16 protein-coding genes are annotated in these 15,474 nt (G+C 72.8%); 8 read left to right on the forward strand and 8 right to left on the reverse strand.

Going from position 1 to position 15,474, the window contains the following annotated elements; genetic code table 11:
- The first annotated feature begins 43 nt into the window (after nt 1-43).
- Nucleotides 44-796 (forward strand): SDR family NAD(P)-dependent oxidoreductase, encoded by a 753-nt coding sequence (locus ACFQ79_RS23770; protein ID WP_383586642.1) that lies wholly within the window; start codon nt 44-46, stop codon nt 794-796.
- Nucleotides 797-822: 26 nt separating this feature from the next.
- Complete coding sequence (locus ACFQ79_RS23775; RefSeq protein ID WP_383586708.1) at nt 823-1,179, forward strand: MerR family transcriptional regulator; 357 nt, start codon at nt 823-825, stop codon at nt 1,177-1,179.
- Between the two features lie 31 nt (nt 1,180-1,210).
- Here the strand turns inward: ACFQ79_RS23775 and ACFQ79_RS23780 are convergent, their stop codons facing one another.
- The gene (locus ACFQ79_RS23780) at nt 1,211-1,852 is read right to left on the reverse strand and encodes a winged helix-turn-helix transcriptional regulator (RefSeq protein WP_383586644.1); all 642 of its coding nucleotides are present in this window, start codon (nt 1,850-1,852) and stop codon (nt 1,211-1,213) included.
- 91 nt (nt 1,853-1,943) lie between these two features.
- Between ACFQ79_RS23780 and ACFQ79_RS23785 the strand changes: the two genes are divergently transcribed.
- The 3 genes from ACFQ79_RS23785 to ACFQ79_RS23795 all read left to right on the forward strand — a co-directional run bounded on the left by ACFQ79_RS23785 (nt 1,944) and on the right by ACFQ79_RS23795 (nt 4,409).
- The gene (locus ACFQ79_RS23785) at nt 1,944-3,155 is read left to right on the forward strand and encodes a pyridoxal phosphate-dependent aminotransferase (protein WP_383586646.1); all 1,212 of its coding nucleotides are present in this window, start codon (nt 1,944-1,946) and stop codon (nt 3,153-3,155) included.
- Between the two features lie 89 nt (nt 3,156-3,244).
- Complete coding sequence (locus ACFQ79_RS23790; RefSeq protein ID WP_383586648.1) at nt 3,245-3,703, forward strand: hypothetical protein; 459 nt, start codon at nt 3,245-3,247, stop codon at nt 3,701-3,703.
- Nucleotides 3,704-3,716: 13 nt separating this feature from the next.
- Nucleotides 3,717-4,409, forward strand: a complete 693-nt coding sequence (locus ACFQ79_RS23795) for a DUF2293 domain-containing protein (RefSeq protein ID WP_383586650.1) — start codon at nt 3,717-3,719, stop codon at nt 4,407-4,409.
- 47 nt (nt 4,410-4,456) lie between these two features.
- Here the strand turns inward: ACFQ79_RS23795 and ACFQ79_RS23800 are convergent, their stop codons facing one another.
- The 3 genes from ACFQ79_RS23800 to ACFQ79_RS23810 all read right to left on the reverse strand — a co-directional run bounded on the left by ACFQ79_RS23800 (nt 4,457) and on the right by ACFQ79_RS23810 (nt 9,508).
- Nucleotides 4,457-5,260: a chaplin gene (locus tag ACFQ79_RS23800; RefSeq protein WP_383586652.1), complete on the reverse strand. Its 804-nt coding sequence runs from the start codon at nt 5,258-5,260 to the stop codon at nt 4,457-4,459.
- Between the two features lie 124 nt (nt 5,261-5,384).
- Nucleotides 5,385-6,653, reverse strand: coding sequence for an SWIM zinc finger family protein (locus ACFQ79_RS23805; RefSeq protein WP_383586654.1), 1,269 nt, complete (start codon nt 6,651-6,653; stop codon nt 5,385-5,387).
- The gene (locus ACFQ79_RS23810; RefSeq protein ID WP_383586657.1) at nt 6,650-9,508 is read right to left on the reverse strand and encodes an SNF2-related protein; all 2,859 of its coding nucleotides are present in this window, start codon (nt 9,506-9,508) and stop codon (nt 6,650-6,652) included. Before ACFQ79_RS23810 ends, ACFQ79_RS23805 begins: the two co-directional genes overlap by 4 nt.
- 209 nt (nt 9,509-9,717) lie before the next feature.
- Here ACFQ79_RS23810 and ACFQ79_RS23815 point away from each other — a divergent pair, with 209 nt between their 5' ends.
- Nucleotides 9,718-10,056 (forward strand): hypothetical protein, encoded by a 339-nt coding sequence (locus ACFQ79_RS23815; protein ID WP_383586659.1) that lies wholly within the window; start codon nt 9,718-9,720, stop codon nt 10,054-10,056.
- A 75-nt stretch (nt 10,057-10,131) separates the two neighbouring features.
- Nucleotides 10,132-10,401, forward strand: a complete 270-nt coding sequence (locus ACFQ79_RS23820) for a DUF6343 family protein (RefSeq protein ID WP_383586661.1) — start codon at nt 10,132-10,134, stop codon at nt 10,399-10,401.
- Between the two features lie 33 nt (nt 10,402-10,434).
- Here ACFQ79_RS23820 and ACFQ79_RS23825 read toward each other — a convergent pair whose 3' ends face one another.
- From ACFQ79_RS23825 to rpsA, 4 genes are all read right to left on the reverse strand, one after another.
- Nucleotides 10,435-10,821, reverse strand: coding sequence for a tetratricopeptide repeat protein (locus ACFQ79_RS23825; RefSeq protein WP_383586710.1), 387 nt, complete (start codon nt 10,819-10,821; stop codon nt 10,435-10,437).
- 50 nt (nt 10,822-10,871) lie between these two features.
- On the reverse strand, nt 10,872-11,474 hold the full coding sequence (gene coaE / locus ACFQ79_RS23830; RefSeq protein ID WP_383586663.1) for a dephospho-CoA kinase: 603 nt from the start codon (nt 11,472-11,474) through the stop codon (nt 10,872-10,874).
- A gap of 31 nt (nt 11,475-11,505) precedes the next feature.
- Nucleotides 11,506-12,444, reverse strand: a complete 939-nt coding sequence (locus tag ACFQ79_RS23835; protein WP_383586666.1) for a PAC2 family protein — start codon at nt 12,442-12,444, stop codon at nt 11,506-11,508.
- 281 nt (nt 12,445-12,725) lie between these two features.
- Nucleotides 12,726-14,240 carry a 30S ribosomal protein S1 gene (gene rpsA, locus ACFQ79_RS23840; RefSeq protein WP_030325237.1) on the reverse strand — a complete coding sequence of 505 codons (1,515 nt, stop codon included), beginning with the start codon at nt 14,238-14,240 and terminating at the stop codon, nt 12,726-12,728.
- Nucleotides 14,241-14,586: 346 nt separating this feature from the next.
- Here rpsA and ACFQ79_RS23845 point away from each other — a divergent pair, with 346 nt between their 5' ends.
- Nucleotides 14,587-15,447: a class I SAM-dependent methyltransferase gene (locus tag ACFQ79_RS23845; protein WP_383586668.1), complete on the forward strand. Its 861-nt coding sequence runs from the start codon at nt 14,587-14,589 to the stop codon at nt 15,445-15,447.
- Nucleotides 15,448-15,474: the final 27 nt, after the last annotated feature.

Below are 15,474 nucleotides of genomic sequence, written 5' to 3' on the forward strand. Positions count from 1 at the left end.
GGCTTGACCCTGCCACTGGCGTCAGTGTTCGACCATCAGCCCCATGAACACCACCACACCCACCAGGGTCGTCGTCGTCACCGGTGCGGGCACCGGCATCGGCCGGGCCGCCGCCCACGCCTTCGCCCGGCAGGGGGCGACGGTCCTCGCCGTGGGCCGCAGGCCCGAGCCGCTGCGGGAGACCGCCGAGGGGCACCCCGGCATCCACCCGTACGTCGCCGACGTCACGGCGGAGGGCGCGGCCGAGGAGATCGTCCGCGCCGCCGTGACCGGCCACGGCCGCCTCGACGTGCTCGTCAACAACGCCGGGATCTCCCTCGGCGGCCCGCTCGGCACCCTCGACCGCTCCGTGATCGCCCCGCTCCTGGAGACCAACCTCGTCGCCCCCGTCCTGCTGACGCAGGCCGCCCTCCCCGCACTCCGGGAGTCCCGGGGCGTCGTGGTGAACGTGACGACGACGATCGGCCAGCGCGGCTGGCCGGCCAATTCCGTCTATCCGGCGACCAAGAGCGCCCTGGAGACACTGACCCGCTGCTGGGCGGTGGAGCTCGCGCCCGACGGCGTCCGGGTGGTGGCGGTCGCCCCCGGTCCGATCGAAACGCCGATCGCGGACCACATGGGCCTCTCCCCCGAGCAGTTGAAGGCCCTGCGGGCCTGGCAGCTCGCGCACGTGCCGCTGGGCCGGATCGGCCGTCCCGAGGAGGTCGCCTGGGCGATCACCTCGCTCGCGGCACCGGAGGCCTCCTTCCTGACCGGCACCGTCCTGCCCGTCGACGGGGGTGCGCTGGTCGCGTGATAGGAGTGGTCGAGGAGGTGGCGTCCTTGCGCATCGGTGAACTGGCCCGGCGGACCGGGGTGTCGCCGCGCGCCCTGCGCCACTACGAGGCGGCGGACCTGATCACGTCGACCCGCGCGGCCAACGGATACCGGGTGTACGGCGAGGGCGCCGTGACGCGCGTGTCGAACATCCGGTACCTCCTGGACGCCGGCCTCACCCTGGACGACGTGTCCGCGTTCCGTTCCTGCCTGGACGGCGACATGCCGTCGGCCCCGCCGTCCGCCCGCGGCCTGGACATCGCCCGCGAGCGGCTGGCCGTGCTCGACGCCCGCATCGCGGCACAGACCGAGGCCCGGAACCGGCTGGCCCGAAGGCTGGGCGCGGTGTCGGACCGGGACTGACGCCCGCGACGGGCCGATCCCCGGAGTCCGGCTACGACCGGACCGCCCGCACGGGCCGTTCCAGTGTCGCGCGCCCCGTCTCGACCGCCTCCGCGAGCGTCGACTCCCCGCCCGCGAGGGCCCGGCAGGTGGCCGCATCGGTCCGCAGCCGGGCGTCGGGCACCTCGGCCGTACCTGCGCCGTACACCCCGTCCCCGTACGACACCGCCCCGTCACCCCCGACCCGTACGTAGAACTCGCCCTCGTCCAGCGTCACCTGGACGACGCCGGCGCCCAGCCCGGCGAGCACCCCGAGGAGGGGGATCGCGTACCAGTGGGCGCGCACGGCGTCGGTGGGCCGCAGTTCGCCCAGGTCGGGCGCCCCCCAGGCGGCGAGGGTGCGCAGCACGGGCAGCAGGTCGCGGCCGCGCGGGGTGAGCTCGTACACGAACGCCGAGGCGGGCGGGGGCAGTCGGCGGCGGGTGACCAGCTCGGCGCCCTCCATGTCCTTGAGGCGGCCGGCGAGCATGTCGGTGCTGACGCCCGGGAGATCGGCGTGCAGGTCGGTGTAGCGGCGCGGCCCGGCGAGGAGTTCGCGGACGACGAGCAGGGTCCAGCGGTCGCCGACGAGGTCGAGGGCGCGCGCGGCGGCGCAGTGCTGGTCGTAGCTGCGGCGGCGTGGCTGACGTGGCATGCGACGCAGTCTAGACATGTTGTTGGACTTTCCAAGCTCGAACTTGGTAAAACCAAGCAACACTGATTCCGGGGACTTGGGGAGGTCGGACATGGAGTTCCGGCAGTCGAGCAAGCTGAGCGAGGTCTGTTACGAGATCCGGGGCCCGGTCATCGAACACGCCAACGCGCTGGAGGAGGCGGGCCACAGCGTCCTGCGCCTCAACACCGGCAACCCCGCGCTCTTCGGCTTCGAGGCGCCCGAGGAGATCGTCCAGGACATGATCCGGATGCTCCCCAAGGCCCACGGCTACACCGACTCGCGGGGCATCCTCTCGGCCCGCCGAGCCGTCGCCCAGCGCTACCAGTCCATGGGCCTGACGGACGTGGACGTCGACGACATCTTCCTCGGCAACGGCGTGTCCGAGCTGATCTCGATGGCCGTCCAGGCCCTCCTGGAGGACGGCGACGAGGTCCTCGTACCGGCCCCGGACTACCCGCTGTGGACGGCGGTGGTCACGCTCGCCGGCGGCCGGCCCGTGCACTACCTGTGCGACGAGTCCGCCGACTGGTACCCGGACCTCGACGACATGGCGTCGAAGATCACCGACCGCACCAAGGCCATCGTGGTCATCAACCCCAACAACCCCACGGGCGCCGTCTACCCGAAGGAGATCCTGGAGGGCATCTTCGCGCTCGCCCGGCGCCACGGCCTGATGGTCTTCGCCGACGAGATCTACGACCAGATCGTCTACGACGGGGCCGTCCACCACCCCGCCGCCTCCCTCGCCCCCGACCTGGTCGTCCTCACCTTCGGCGGGCTCTCCAAGACCTACCGGGTGGCGGGCTTCCGCTCCGGCTGGCTGGTCGTCACCGGCCCGAAGGAGCACGCCAGGAACTACCTGGAGGGCCTCACCATGCTGGCCTCCATGCGGCTCTGCCCCAACGCCCCCGCGCAGTACGCCATCCAGGCCGCGCTCGGCGGCCGGCAGTCGATCCACGAGCTGACCGCGCCGGGCGGCAGGCTGCGCGAACAGCGCGACCGGGCCTGGGAGAAGCTCAACGAGATCCCCGGCGTCTCCTGCGTGAAGCCGAAGGGAGCGCTGTACGCCTTCCCGCGCCTCGACCCCGCCGTGCACCGGATCCACGACGACGAGAGGTTCGTCCTCGACCTGCTGCTGCGCGAGAAGATCCAGGTCGTCCAGGGCACCGGCTTCAACTGGCCCCGCCCGGACCACTTCCGCATCCTGACCCTGCCGTACGCCGACGACCTCGACGCCGCGATCAGCCGCATCGGCCGCTTTCTGAGCGGCTACCGGCAGTGACGTGACAGCCCCTCGACTGTCATGATCTGAAGGCCTGAAGATCCTTCGGGCCTATGACAGGACGGCAGGACGGGAGGGGGCGCCCGGTCATGGATGTGGCGCTGATAGCAGTGGCGGGAACCCTGTTGGGCGTCATCGCCACCCACTGGTTCCAGGGGCGGGCCACCGAGCGCACCGCCTCGCTGGCCCGGACCGAACAGCTCCGCCAGGAGCGGATCGCGACCTACAGCGCCTACGCGGGCGCGGTCGTCGACTACCGGCACAGCCAGAACGACCGCTGGTTCCGGGCGGCCGAGGAGCCGGGCTCCGAGGAGGCGGAGGAGTCCCGGCACGCCTCCTACCGGCAGCGGACCGCCGCCCGGCAGGCCCTCTTCCGCGTCCAGTTGGTGTGCGACGACCCGGAGGTCCGGCGGCTGGCCGAGGCCGCCTTCGAGGAGACCCACTGCATGCACGAGGCGCGGGACGAGTCCGAGCGCGCCCGTCGCTCGGCGGAGGCGAAGGAAGCGCTCGCCGAGTTCATCGCCGCGGCCGCGCCCGGCGTGCGCTGAGCGGGGCCCCGACATGGACCTCGTCGCGCCCGTGGTCGTCGAACCGCTCAAGCGCCGCCGCTGCTCGGAGTGCCTGCAGGGGCCCCTCGAGCGGATGATCGTCGAGTTCAACGCCCCGGTCTGCCTCGACTGCGCCGACCTCGGGCACCTCGTCTTCCTGCGGCGGGGCGACACGGCGCTCACCCGCCGGGCCCGCGAGGGCAGCACGCTCTGGGCCGTGGTCGTACGCCACAACCGGCGCCGTACCCGGTACGAGCGTCAGGGCCTGCTCGTCGAGGAGGCGGCCCTCGCCGAGGCGGAGCTGTCCTGTCTGGCGGACGCGGAGGCCCGGGCCAGACGCCGGGCACGGGACGCCGTACGGCGCGCGGCGCTCGACGTGGAGATCACCGAGGTCCTCCGGACGGAGATCCTCCGGCTCTTCCCGTCCATCCCGGCCGACCGGGCCACGGAGGTGGCCGTCCACGCCTCGGCGAAGGGCAGTGGACGCGTGGGGCGCACGGCGGCGGGCCGCTCCCTCGACCGCGGCGCCGTCACGGCCGCGGTGCGCGCCTCCGTACGCCATCTCGACACGCCGTACGACACCCTGCTCATGCAGGGTGTTCCCCGGCACCAGGCCCGGACGAGGGTGGCGCCCGCCATCGAGGCGGTGTTCCGGGCCTGGCGTCGCGGCGGCGGGGACGCCGACGGCCGGGGGCGGCGCGGCTGACAGCTCGGGTGTCAGCCCACGTCGGCCCGGCCGTGGGAGCGGAACCGTCAGGCCTGGTCCCCGGCGCGGCGGGCGCGACGGTACAGCAGGGCTCCGCCGAGCAGCAGCGCGGCGCTCGCGGCGCCGGTGTACCCGATGCTCTCGGAACCGGTGGAGGCCAGCGCAACGGTGCTCGTCTCGCCCTGCGGAGCGGGGAGCGGGACGGGCTTCGCCGTCTCGGTCTCGGTCTCCGGCTGCGGAACCGGCACGTTCCGAACGGGGGTCTGCGGGCGCGGCGTCGGCGTCTCGACCGGCGGCGTCGGCTTCGAGGGGCCGTTGACCGACGTGTTGCCGAAGACCGGGTTGAGGATGCCCACCACGTTGACCGAGTTGCCGCTGATGTTCACGGGGAGGTCGACGGGCAGCTGGATGCCGTTCCCGGAGAGCACGCCGGGAGAGCCCGCGACGTGGGTCTCGGCCGTGGACCCGCCGCCGTTGGAGGAACCGCCGTCGGAGGACCCGCCGCCGTGCGAACCGCCGGCCTGCTCTCCGCCGCGCGGGGTGCCGGGCTCGTCCTTGTGGCTGCGGCCGCCGCCCTCCGAGCCGTAGCCGTCGGGCTCCTTCTCGGCGGAGCGGTTGGCACAGCCGTTGCCGAAGGCCGGATTGAGCAGGCCGACGACGCTGACCGTGTTGCCGCAGACGTTGACCGGCACGTGCACCGGCAGCTGAACGGTGTTGCCGGAGCCGACGCCCGGCGAACCGACCGCGGCGCCCTGCGCGCCGGCGTCGGCGTGCGCGGCGCCGGCCGAGAGGGCGATCGCCCCACCCGTGACCAACAGTGTGGCCAGACCACTTCGGCGAATCTGCCTCATGGCTTCCTGCCTTCCGGAGGTGTGCGGGCAAGTGCCCGTACCGGAATCAACGCGACAAACGCACGTGCCGGATCCGGCCGTTGACAGGTTTCACTCCTTCGAGTGGGCCCCGTTCGAGTGTGCGTCAGCGCCCCAGAAGATCGGTGAGAGCGCCCACCGGGTCGTGGTCGGGGGCGCCGCGCGGCCACCAGTCCTCGCGGCCGGCGTCCGACTCGTAGCCGTACCAGAGGCCGTCCCGGCCGAGGCGGAGCTGGAGGGAGTCGGTGGAGAGCCGGTTGCGCCAGGGACGGAAGGCGGGGAAGTCGGCGGCGATCAGGGCGGGTCTGGCCCGGTCGAACGGACCCGCCGGCGGATCCCACGGCTCCTCGAGTACGGCGAGACCGGCGGCGCCGCCCTGCCGCCAGGCGGCGACGGCCCGGGCGAGGTCGGTGGGGGTGCGGTCCAGCGCGTACGCCAGGTCCCGGTAGAGGGCACGGGTCGAGGCGGTGAGACCGGAACCGGGGTGTGCGGCGGCCAGCCGGACGGCGTCCTGCCACGGCGTGAGCGCGGCGACCGGATCGTGCCCGGTGGTGAGGAACGCGTGGGCGCGGACGGCGGCTTCGGAGGCGAGGAGGTCGAGGGCGAGCGGGTCGGGGGCGTCGGGGTCGGGCGGGAACACGGCCGGGCGGCCGGGCCGGTCAGGGGCCGGAAGCGGAGGCGGCAGCGGCAGCCCGGCCCGCTCCGCCGCGTCGAACACCGCGCGGGCGGGGACCGTGGGCATCGGAGGTGCGGCCGCGGTCGTCTCCGCGGCGGACAGGGCGGCGTTGCGCCGGGTCAGCTCGGCGAGCAGCTCCTGCTCCCCGCGGCCGCGCATCAGGAAGAGGACGAACGGGTCCTCGTCGAGGAGCCGGGCGGCCTGGTAGCAGAGGGCGGCGGCGTGCTTGCAGGGGTAACCGTCGTCCGGGCAGGAGCAGTCGGGGACGAGGTCGCCCGGCGCGGGCAGCAGTCCGGTGACGGCCTCCAGGGCGTGCGGCACGTCCTTGTCGAGCAGGGCGGCGATGTGATCGGGGCGGGCGGTCGCCTCGTCGAGGAAGCGCTCCCAGCCGTCGTCGCCGAGCGTCCGCATCCTGATCTCGGTGCGGTACGGGCGAGGCCGGCTGCCGTGGACGTAGGCGACGACCCGGCCGGGAGTGACGGTGATCGCGTCGACGTGGCCGCGCCCCGCGTACGCCTTGCCGCGGGCGAGGCGGGCCGGGTCGAGGGCGGTGTCCTCCAGGGCCTCCACCCAGGCGTTGCCCCACCAGGTGGCGGCGAACCGGCCGTCGGGGGCCTCGCGGGGCGCGACCTGCGGGAAGCTGCGACGGCGGTCGTCGTGGCGGGGCACTGCTCCGCGCGCGCCCCGTGGGGTGGTCACGAGGGCCTCCTCAGGGACACCAGGTCGGCGAGCTCCCGGTCGGTCAGTTCGGTGAGGGCCGCCTCGCCGGAGCCGAGGACGGCGTCGGCCAGGGCACGCTTGGCGCGGAGCATCTCGCCGATCCGGTCCTCGACGGTGCCCTCGGCGACGAGCCGGTGGACCTGCACCGGCTGCGTCTGCCCGATCCGGTAGGCCCGGTCGGTGGCCTGCTCCTCGACGGCCGGGTTCCACCAGCGGTCGTAGTGGACGACATGGCCGGCCCGCGTGAGGTTGAGGCCGGTGCCCGCGGCCTTGAGGGAGAGCAGGAAGACGGGGACCTCGCCGGCCTGGAAGCGGTCGACCATCCGCTCCCGCTCGGCCACCGGGGTGCCCCCGTGGAGGAGTTGGGCCTGGATGCCGCGCGCGGCCAGGTGGTCGGCGAGGAGCCGCGCCATCGTCACGTACTGGGTGAAGACGAGCACCGAACCGTCCTCGGCGAGGATCGTGTCCAGGAGCTCGTCGAGCAGGGCGAGCTTCCCGGAGCGGCCGGCGAGGCGGGCGGTGCCGCTGCCGCGCGGCGCCTCCTCCTTCAGGTACTGCGCGGGGTGGTTGCAGATCTGCTTGAGGGAGGTCAGCAGCTTCATGACGAGACCGCGGCGGGCGATGCCCTCGGCCTCCTCGATCCGCGCCATGGTCTCCCGGACGACCGCCTCGTACAGCGAGGCCTGTTCCCGCGTGAGGGAGACGGGGTGGTCGGACTCCGTCTTGGGCGGCAGCTCGGGGACGATGCCGGGGTCGGACTTGCGGCGGCGCAGCAGGAAGGGCCGGACGAGCCGGGCGAGCCGCTCGACGGCCTCCTCGTGCTCGATCTCCTCGTGGTTCTCGACGGCGCGCGCGTGCCGGGAGCGGAAGGCCTTGAGCGGGCCGAGGAGACCGGGCGTGGTCCAGTCGAGGAGCGCCCAGAGTTCGGAGAGGTTGTTCTCCACGGGGGTGCCGGTGAGGGCGACCCGGGCGGGCGCGGGGATCTCGCGCAACGCCCTCGCGGTCGCGGAGAACGGGTTCTTGACGTGCTGGGCCTCGTCGGCGACGACCATCCCCCACTCCCGCCCGGCCAGTTCGGCGGCGCTCGTCCGCAGGGTGCCGTAGGTGGTGAGGACGAATCCGCCCTCGGCACCGTCGAGATCGCGCTCGGCGCCGTGGAAACGCCGGACGGGCACGTCGGGGGCGAACCTCCCCACCTCCCGCTGCCAGTTGCCGAGCAGCGACGCCGGGCAGACGACGAGGGTGGGGGCGCGCCGGGCGCGGCGCAGATGGAGGGCGATCAGGGTGACGGTCTTGCCGAGGCCCATGTCGTCGGCGAGGCAGCCCCCGAGGCCGAGCGAGGTCATCAGATCGAGCCAGGCGAGGCCGCGCAGCTGGTAGTCGCGAAGGGTGGCGGTGAGGCCGGGCGGGGCCTGCACGTCCTCGGGTCCGGCGAGGAGCCGGTCGCGGAGTGCCGCGAGCGCCCCGACGGGGACGGCGGGCACGGTCTCGCCGTCCACCTCCGCGGTGCCCGTGAGGGCGACGGCGAGGGCGTCGACCGGTTCCAGCAGGCCGAGTTCCCGCTTGCGCGCCTTGCGGACGAGGTCGGGGTCGACGACGACCCACTGGTCGCGGAGGCGCACGATCGGCCGGTGGGCCTCGGCGAGGTGGTCCATCTCCCGCTCGGTGAGCGGGTCGCCGTCGAGGGCCAGCTGCCAGTTGAACCGCAGGAGTTCCTCGCTGTCGAAGAACGCGGTGCCGTCGGTCGCCGAGCCCGGCGCGGCGTGGCCGGCGCTGACGACGGCGGAGGCGCTGAGGGAGCGGGCCAGCTCACGCGGCCAGTGGACGGCGACGCCGGCGTCGGCGAGCCGGGCGGCGGCCGGGCCGAGCAGCTCGTACAGCTCGTCCTCGGTGACCGCGAGGACGTCGGGCACGTCCCGCTCCAGGAGCCGGGCGAGCGGGGGCCAGACGCGGGCGGCCCGGCGCAGGGCCAGGACCGCGTCGATCCGGGCGCGGGGCCCGAAGTGCTCGCCGTCGCCCGCCCAGAGGGCCGTGGCGTCGATGACGAGCGTGGGGTCGGCGAGGCTGTGGACCTGGAGGAGCGCGGCGGCGGCGTGCCGCTCGCCGCGCGGCGTCCGGCCGGCGTCGTCGGTGTCGTCGGAGGCGACGTCGAACAGTTCGTAGGGGGAGAAGTCCAGTCGGAGCGAGACCCGGACGCCCGCGTCCATCCCGGCCGCCGCCTCGGCGGCCCAGGCACGCGCGCGGGGCAGGTGCTGGGGAGCACGGGCGGCGAACGGCGCGCCCACCGCGTGGGCGGCGGCCGGCGTCCTGGGCAGGATGTCGGCGACCGCGTCGAGGAAGGCGCGCACGAGCGCCTCGGGGTCGGGCAGGCGCAGCGGTCCGCGTCCGGGGACGGGCACGGCGTGCGCCTCGTACGGCAGGGCCGCGGCGACGGCCCGCAGATGGGCGATGTCTTCGGCGTCCAGCGGGCCGGCCCGCCAGGCGTCCAGGTCGTCGGCGGTGAGACCCGGCAGCATGCGGCCGCGGGCCACCAGATGCAGGGCGTGCAGGGCGGCGGCGCCCCAGCCGGCGGTCGCGGGGTGGGCGGCAGGGTGGTGGCGGGCCGCGACGAGACGGGGCAGCGCGGCGTCGACCGGGAGGGTCAGGGCGGGGACGGACCGGCTCCGGGCGCCGCTGCCGTGCCGCCGGGCGACGGTCAGCTCGACGCGCTCCGCGCCGCTCTCCGCCGGGTCCGGCAGCGCACCGCCGTCGGGGGCCCAGAAGGCCACCCGGCCCTCACGGGGCAGGGCGGCCGGCAGGAAGACGGCGGCGCTGGTCGTCCAGGTGTGTGCCACGGCTCCGCGCTCCTTCCCACCGGGTGACGAGTGTCGACTGGATCTCCGACCTTACGGCGGGGGTCTGACAACGGCCGCCAGGCGGGTTCGCCCGAGCGGCCCAGCAGCGGATGACACGGGCCCCGGGGCGCGCGAGGGTGGCCTGAACCGGGTGCACCGGAGCTGCCCGCCGGAACACCGACCCGGACTCCGACAGAAGAGGAACCGCCATGTCCGTTCGCCGGCGTCTCACGACCGCCACCGGGGCCGTGCTGCTCACCTTCGCCGTCGCCGGCTGTTCGAGCCTGGGCCGCACCATGGTCGGCACGCTGTCGTACGAGACGGACCGCGAGGTCGTGGTGACCGTGACGAGCCCCTCGGTGAACGGCTGCCACCGCCTCCTCGCCCCGAGCGGGGTGCACAGGGTCGAGAACAACACCCTGGTCGACATCAGACTGTTCCCGACGCGCGACTGCTCGGGGCCGCACAACATCTACCTCCCCATGAACAGCAGCAACAGGGTCGCGCCGGGCGCCCTGCCGTGGCGCAGCTACAACGTCATCCACTAGGCGGTTCCCTCCAGCCCACCGGAGGGTCCATCCTGGAAGAGCCCTTCGGGGCTCGGACGGGAGATGGTGACCGTCATGCGTTCCGGGAACGAACCGGCGACCGCGCGCAGTCCCCTGCGCATGCGCTTCTGGCTGGGCCTGTGGGGACTGCTCTGGGCCGCCTTCGGCACGACCGTCTTCTCGCTGCTCGGCCGGCCGGGATGGGCCGCGGCCTGCGGCGTGCTGTTCCTCGTCGTCCTGGTCGACCTGGGGATGGTGGTGCACCACATCCGCCAGGGCCCGCACTGGCAGCCGGGCCGGAACATCCCGCCGTACGAACCGGATCACGGCGGGACGGGTCGCTGAGCGCGCACGCTCCTCCGCGTCCCCGTCCGCGTCCTAGTTCTCCGTGCTCTCCCTGTTCTCAGAGTCGAACCCGGCCGCCCGGAGGTACTCCGGCTTCGGGTCCAGCGCGGCCGCGAGGCGGAAGTGCCGGGTGGCCTGGGCGGTCAGACCGGAGCGCTCGAAGGTGCGGGCGAGGGCGAAGTGCGCGAACGCGTTGTCCGGCTCGCGCTCCAGGACCAGCTCGAACTCCAGCTGCGCGGGTCGCAGCTGCGCGGCGGCGAAGAAGGCCCGGGCCCGCAGCAGACGCGCCGCCGTGTTCTCCGGATGGGCGGCGATCACCGAGTCCAGGAGCTTCACGGCGCCACGAGGGTCCTTCGCGGCCAGCAGGTGCTCGGCTGCGCGGAAGTCGATGACGTGCGTTTCCGGGTTTCTGTCGGCCACCATGGCATCCTTCCCCTCGATCCGGTGGTTGAACACCGGACCGGGCACCCTCATTCCACCGACGCGCGGCGCTCCAGCTCGTCCCAGACCTTCCGCACCTGCCGTTCGAGCGCGTCGAGCGGCCCGTCGTTGTCGATCACGAGATCCGCGACGTCCAGTCGCTGCGCGCGCGTGGCCTGCGCCGACATCCGGGCGCGTGCCTCGGACTCGGCCATGCCCCGGAGCCGTACGAGCCGGTCGAGCTGGGTCTCCGGGGAGGCGTCCACGACCACGACCAGGTCGTACAGCGGCGCGAGCCCGTTCTCGGTGAGCAGGGGTACGTCGTGGACGACGACGTCTCCCGTGCCCGCACGCCGCTCCAGCTCCGCCGACCGGGCCCCGACCAGCGGGTGGACGATGGCGTTGAGGGTGGCGAGGCGGTCGGCGTCGGCGAACACGATGGAGCCGAGCTTCGGCCGGTCGAGCGTCCCCTCCGCGGTGAGGACGTCCTCTCCGAAGGCCTCCACGACGGCCGCGAGCCCCGGCGTGCCGGGCTCGACGACCTCGCGCGCGATCCGGTCCGCGTCGATCAGCACGGCCCCGTACGAGACGAGCAGCCGTGACACTTCGCTCTTGCCGGCGCCGATCCCGCCGGTCAGGCCCACCTTCAGCATGAGCGGCAGCTTAGGGCCTGCCCCTGGCGGGTCAGGAGTCGCCCTCCCGCTCGGCGAGGAAGCGCTCGAACTCGCGGCCCAGCTCGTCCGCCGACGGCAGGTCGACGGGCTCGGCGACCAGGCTGCCGCGGGTCTCCGCGCCGGCCGCCGCGTCGTACTGGTGCTCAAGGCCCTGCACGAGCGCGACCAGTTCCTCGTCGCCCTCGCCGATCTGGCGGTCGATCTCGGTCTGGGTGCGACGGGCCTCGGTCCGCAGCGCGTGCGCGACCGCGGGAAGGACCAGACCGGTCGCGGCCGTCACGGCCTCGAGCGCGGTCAGCGCCGCGTCCGGGTACGGGGAGCGGGCGACGTAGTGCGGAACGTGCGCGGCGACACCGAGGGTGTCGTGGCCGGCCTCGGTCAGGCGGTACTCGACGAGGGCCTCGGCGCTGCCGGGGACCTGTGCCTCGTCGAAGGGGCTCCGGTGGCCCGGCATGAGGTCGGTACGGCTGCCGTGCGGGGTCAGGCCGACGGGCCGGGTGTGCGGCACGCCCATGGGAATGCCGTGGAAGTTCACGGAGAGGCGCACGCCGAGGCGCTCGATGATCTGCCGGACGGCGGTGGCGAACCGCTCCCACTCGACATCCGGCTCCGGTCCTGAGAGGACGAGGAAGGGGGCGCCGGTGGCGTCCTGGACGAGGCGGACCTCGATGGACGGCGTCTCGTACGCGGTCCAGCGGTCGCGCCGGAAGGTCAGCAGCGGGCGGCGGGCGCGGTAGTCCACGAGCCGGTCGTGGTCGAAACGGGCCACGAGCTGGTGGGGCAGGGTGTCGAGGAGGCCCTCGATGATCTGCTCACCGGTCTCCCCCGCGTCGATGTAGCCGTCGAAGTGGTACAGCATGACCAGCCCGGCCGACTCCTGCGCCAGTGCCAGGTCGACGACAGCCAGGCCCTTGGCGTCCCATTCGTACAAATCCTGGGGATCAAGCACGATTACCGCTCCTCCTCGTGTTCTCTCTGGGAACGTCTCGCGCGGCGACGCCATTCCCGGACGGCGCGATCTTCCGTACGGGCGCGGACCTTCCGGCCGACGGGCGCCGCCTTCGGAGCGAGGAGCACGACCCTGCGGGCGAGGTCTTCGGGGGCGAGGAGCAGGGGCCTCGAAGGCCCTGGAACACGACCTCGAAGGCCCCGGAACATGACCGAGGCCCGCTCCCCCGAAGGGAAGCGGGCCTCGATTCGCTAGCGGCTAGCGCTCAGCGGAGAGCCTGTTCAGCTCTGGCCGCCGGCGAGCTTCTCGCGGAGGGCGGCGAGCGCCTCGTCCGACGCCAGGGCGCCGGAGTTGTCGTCCGACTCCGAGGAGTACGAACCACCCGAGATGCCCGCACCGGCGTTGCCACCGGCGGCCGGGGCGGCAGCGCCCTCGGCAGCAGCGGCCTCGTCGGCCTCGCGGGACTTGATGACCTGAGCCTGGTGCTGCTCGAAACGAGCCTGCGCCTCGGCGTACTGGGTCTCCCAGGCCTCGCGCTGGGTCTCGAAGCCCTCGAGCCAGTCGTTGGTCTCGGGGTCGAAGCCCTCGGGGTAGATGTAGTTGCCCTGGTCGTCGTAGGACGCGGCCATGCCGTACAGGGTCGGGTCGAACTCGACCGAGGCCGGGTCGGCACCGAAGGACTCGTTGGCCTGCTTCAGCGAGAGGCTGATGCGACGACGCTCGAGGTCGATGTCGATGACCTTGACGAAGATCTCGTCGTTGACCTGGACGACCTGCTCCGGGATCTCCACGTGGCGCTCGGCCAGCTCGGAGATGTGGACCAGACCCTCGATGCCCTCGTCCACGCGGACGAACGCACCGAACGGAACCAGCTTGGTGACCTTACCCGGGACGACCTGACCGATCTGGTGGGTCCGGGCGAACTGCTGCCACGGGTCCTCCTGCGTCGCCTTCAGCGACAGGGAGACACGCTCGCGGTCCATGTCCACGTCGAGAACCTCGACGGTGACCTCCTGGCCGACCTCGACGACCTCGGAGGGGTGGTCGATGTGCTTCCAGGACAGCTCGGAGACGTGCACGAGGCCGTCGACGCCACCCAGGTCCACGAAGGCACCGAAGTTGACGATCGAGGACACGACGCCGGAGCGGACCTGACCCTTCTGGAGGGTCGTGAGGAAGGTCTGGCGAACCTCGGACTGGGTCTGCTCCAGCCAGGCACGGCGGGACAGGACCACGTTGTTGCGGTTCTTGTCCAGCTCGATGATCTTCGCCTCGAGCTCCTTGCCCACGTAGGGCTGGAGGTCGCGGACGCGACGCATCTCGACGAGGGAGGCCGGCAGGAAGCCACGGAGGCCGATGTCGAGGATGAGACCACCCTTGACGACCTCGATGACGGTACCGGTGACGATGCCGTCCTCTTCCTTGATCTTCTCGATGGTGCCCCAGGCGCGCTCGTACTGGGCACGCTTCTTCGAGAGGATCAGGCGGCCTTCCTTGTCCTCCTTCTGGAGAACCAGGGCCTCGATCTCGTCGCCGACCTTGACGACCTCGTTCGGGTCGACGTCGTGCTTGATCGAGAGCTCGCGGCTCGGGATGACACCTTCGGTCTTGTAACCGATGTCGAGCAGGACCTCGTCCCGGTCGACCTTCACGATGACGCCGTCGACGATGTCGCCGTCGTTGAAGTACTTGATCGTCTCGTCGATCGCGGCGAGGAAGGCTTCCTCGTTACCGATGTCGTTGACCGCAACCTGCGGGGTGGTGCTGGTGGCGGTGGTCTCGGTGCTGCTCGTCATGTGGGAAAGGGCTCCGGTTACGGACAGAAAGTCGTAGGTACTGCTACGCCGAGAGCCCGTATCGCACCAAGAAGCCGGACAGCCAATGAGGCCCCCTTCCCGCGAACGGGAGGAGCCTCGAAAACCGAGGGGACATACAACAGGTACGAGCGCGGCCTGCTCCGTCTGAGGCGCGCAGGCCCGCAGCGCAACCTTTAGCATACGGGGGCGGCCGGACAGGGTCAATGCGCGAAGCGCGCACCCGGGGCAGATCTACTCAACTCCGGCACCAACTCGTGTCCATCCACGCCTCATCGGCGGGATCCGCGCACAGCGGCACTGAGCGCAAACTACATCGGCGGGCGAGATGAACCAAGAGTACGAACACGAAGTCCCCTCCGACTCGGGCGAGGAGGAGGCGGAGGCGACCCGGCGTGACGCGGGGGACGCGGAGAGCAGCCGGGCGAGCCGCGGCTGGTGGGACAGGAACGCCGACGAGTACCAGAGCGATCACGGATCGTTCCTGGGCGACGACCGCTTCGTCTGGGGTCCGGAGGGGCTCGACGAGGCCGAGGCCGGACTCCTCGGGCCGGCCGCCTCGCTGAAGGGCCTCGACGTCCTGGAGATCGGGGCGGGCGCGGCGCAGTGCTCGCGCTGGCTGGCGGCGCAGGGGGCGCGGCCGGTGGCCCTCGACCTCTCGCACCGCCAGCTCCAGCACGCGCTGCGGATCGGCGGGGACGTGCCGCTGGTGGAGGCCGATGCCGGTGACCTGCCCTTCAGGGACGGCTCCTTCGACCTGGCGTGCTCGGCGTACGGCGCGGTGCCGTTCGTCGCCGACCCGGTGAAGGTGTTCCGGGAGGTGCGGCGGGTGCTGCGGCCGGGCGGCCGGTGGGTCTTCTCGGTGACGCATCCGATCCGCTGGGCCTTCCCGGACGAGCCCGGTCCCGAGGGCCTCTCGGTCGCGGCCTCCTATTTCGACCGCACCCCTTATGTGGAGCAGGACGAGCAGGGACGGGCGGTGTACGTGGAGCACCACCGGACGATCGGCGACCGGGTGCGGGACGTGGTGGCCGGCGGCTTCCGCCTGCTCGACCTGGTCGAGCCCGAGTGGCCGGCGTGGAACAGCCAGGAGTGGGGCGGCTGGTCCCCGCTGCGGGGGAACCTGATCCCGGGCACGGCGATCTTCGTCTGCGAGCGCGCGGAGGAGCGGCACCGCTTGTCCTATTAATGGGTGGGTCCTGTGGACGACGGGACC

It is taken from the genome of Streptomyces sp. NPDC056480 (assembly GCF_042795405.1).
Lineage (GTDB): Bacteria > Actinomycetota > Actinomycetes > Streptomycetales > Streptomycetaceae > Streptomyces.

Excerpts from the sequence above, each read along its gene's own strand:
- ACFQ79_RS23845 (WP_383586668.1), top strand. The coding sequence starts at position 14,587 with ATGAACCAAGAGTACGAACACGAAGTCCCCTCCGACTCGGGCGAGGAG.
- ACFQ79_RS23800 (WP_383586652.1), bottom strand. The coding sequence starts at position 5,260 with ATGAGGCAGATTCGCCGAAGTGGTCTGGCCACACTGTTGGTCACGGGT.
- ACFQ79_RS23780 (WP_383586644.1), bottom strand. The coding sequence starts at position 1,852 with ATGCCACGTCAGCCACGCCGCCGCAGCTACGACCAGCACTGCGCCGCC.
- ACFQ79_RS23820 (WP_383586661.1), top strand. The coding sequence starts at position 10,132 with ATGCGTTCCGGGAACGAACCGGCGACCGCGCGCAGTCCCCTGCGCATG.
- ACFQ79_RS23795 (WP_383586650.1), top strand. The coding sequence starts at position 3,717 with ATGGACCTCGTCGCGCCCGTGGTCGTCGAACCGCTCAAGCGCCGCCGC.
- rpsA (WP_030325237.1), bottom strand. The coding sequence starts at position 14,240 with ATGACGAGCAGCACCGAGACCACCGCCACCAGCACCACCCCGCAGGTT.
- ACFQ79_RS23790 (WP_383586648.1), top strand. The coding sequence starts at position 3,245 with ATGGATGTGGCGCTGATAGCAGTGGCGGGAACCCTGTTGGGCGTCATC.
- ACFQ79_RS23770 (WP_383586642.1), top strand. The coding sequence starts at position 44 with ATGAACACCACCACACCCACCAGGGTCGTCGTCGTCACCGGTGCGGGC.
- ACFQ79_RS23815 (WP_383586659.1), top strand. The coding sequence starts at position 9,718 with ATGTCCGTTCGCCGGCGTCTCACGACCGCCACCGGGGCCGTGCTGCTC.
- coaE (WP_383586663.1), bottom strand. The coding sequence starts at position 11,474 with ATGCTGAAGGTGGGCCTGACCGGCGGGATCGGCGCCGGCAAGAGCGAA.
- ACFQ79_RS23785 (WP_383586646.1), top strand. The coding sequence starts at position 1,944 with ATGGAGTTCCGGCAGTCGAGCAAGCTGAGCGAGGTCTGTTACGAGATC.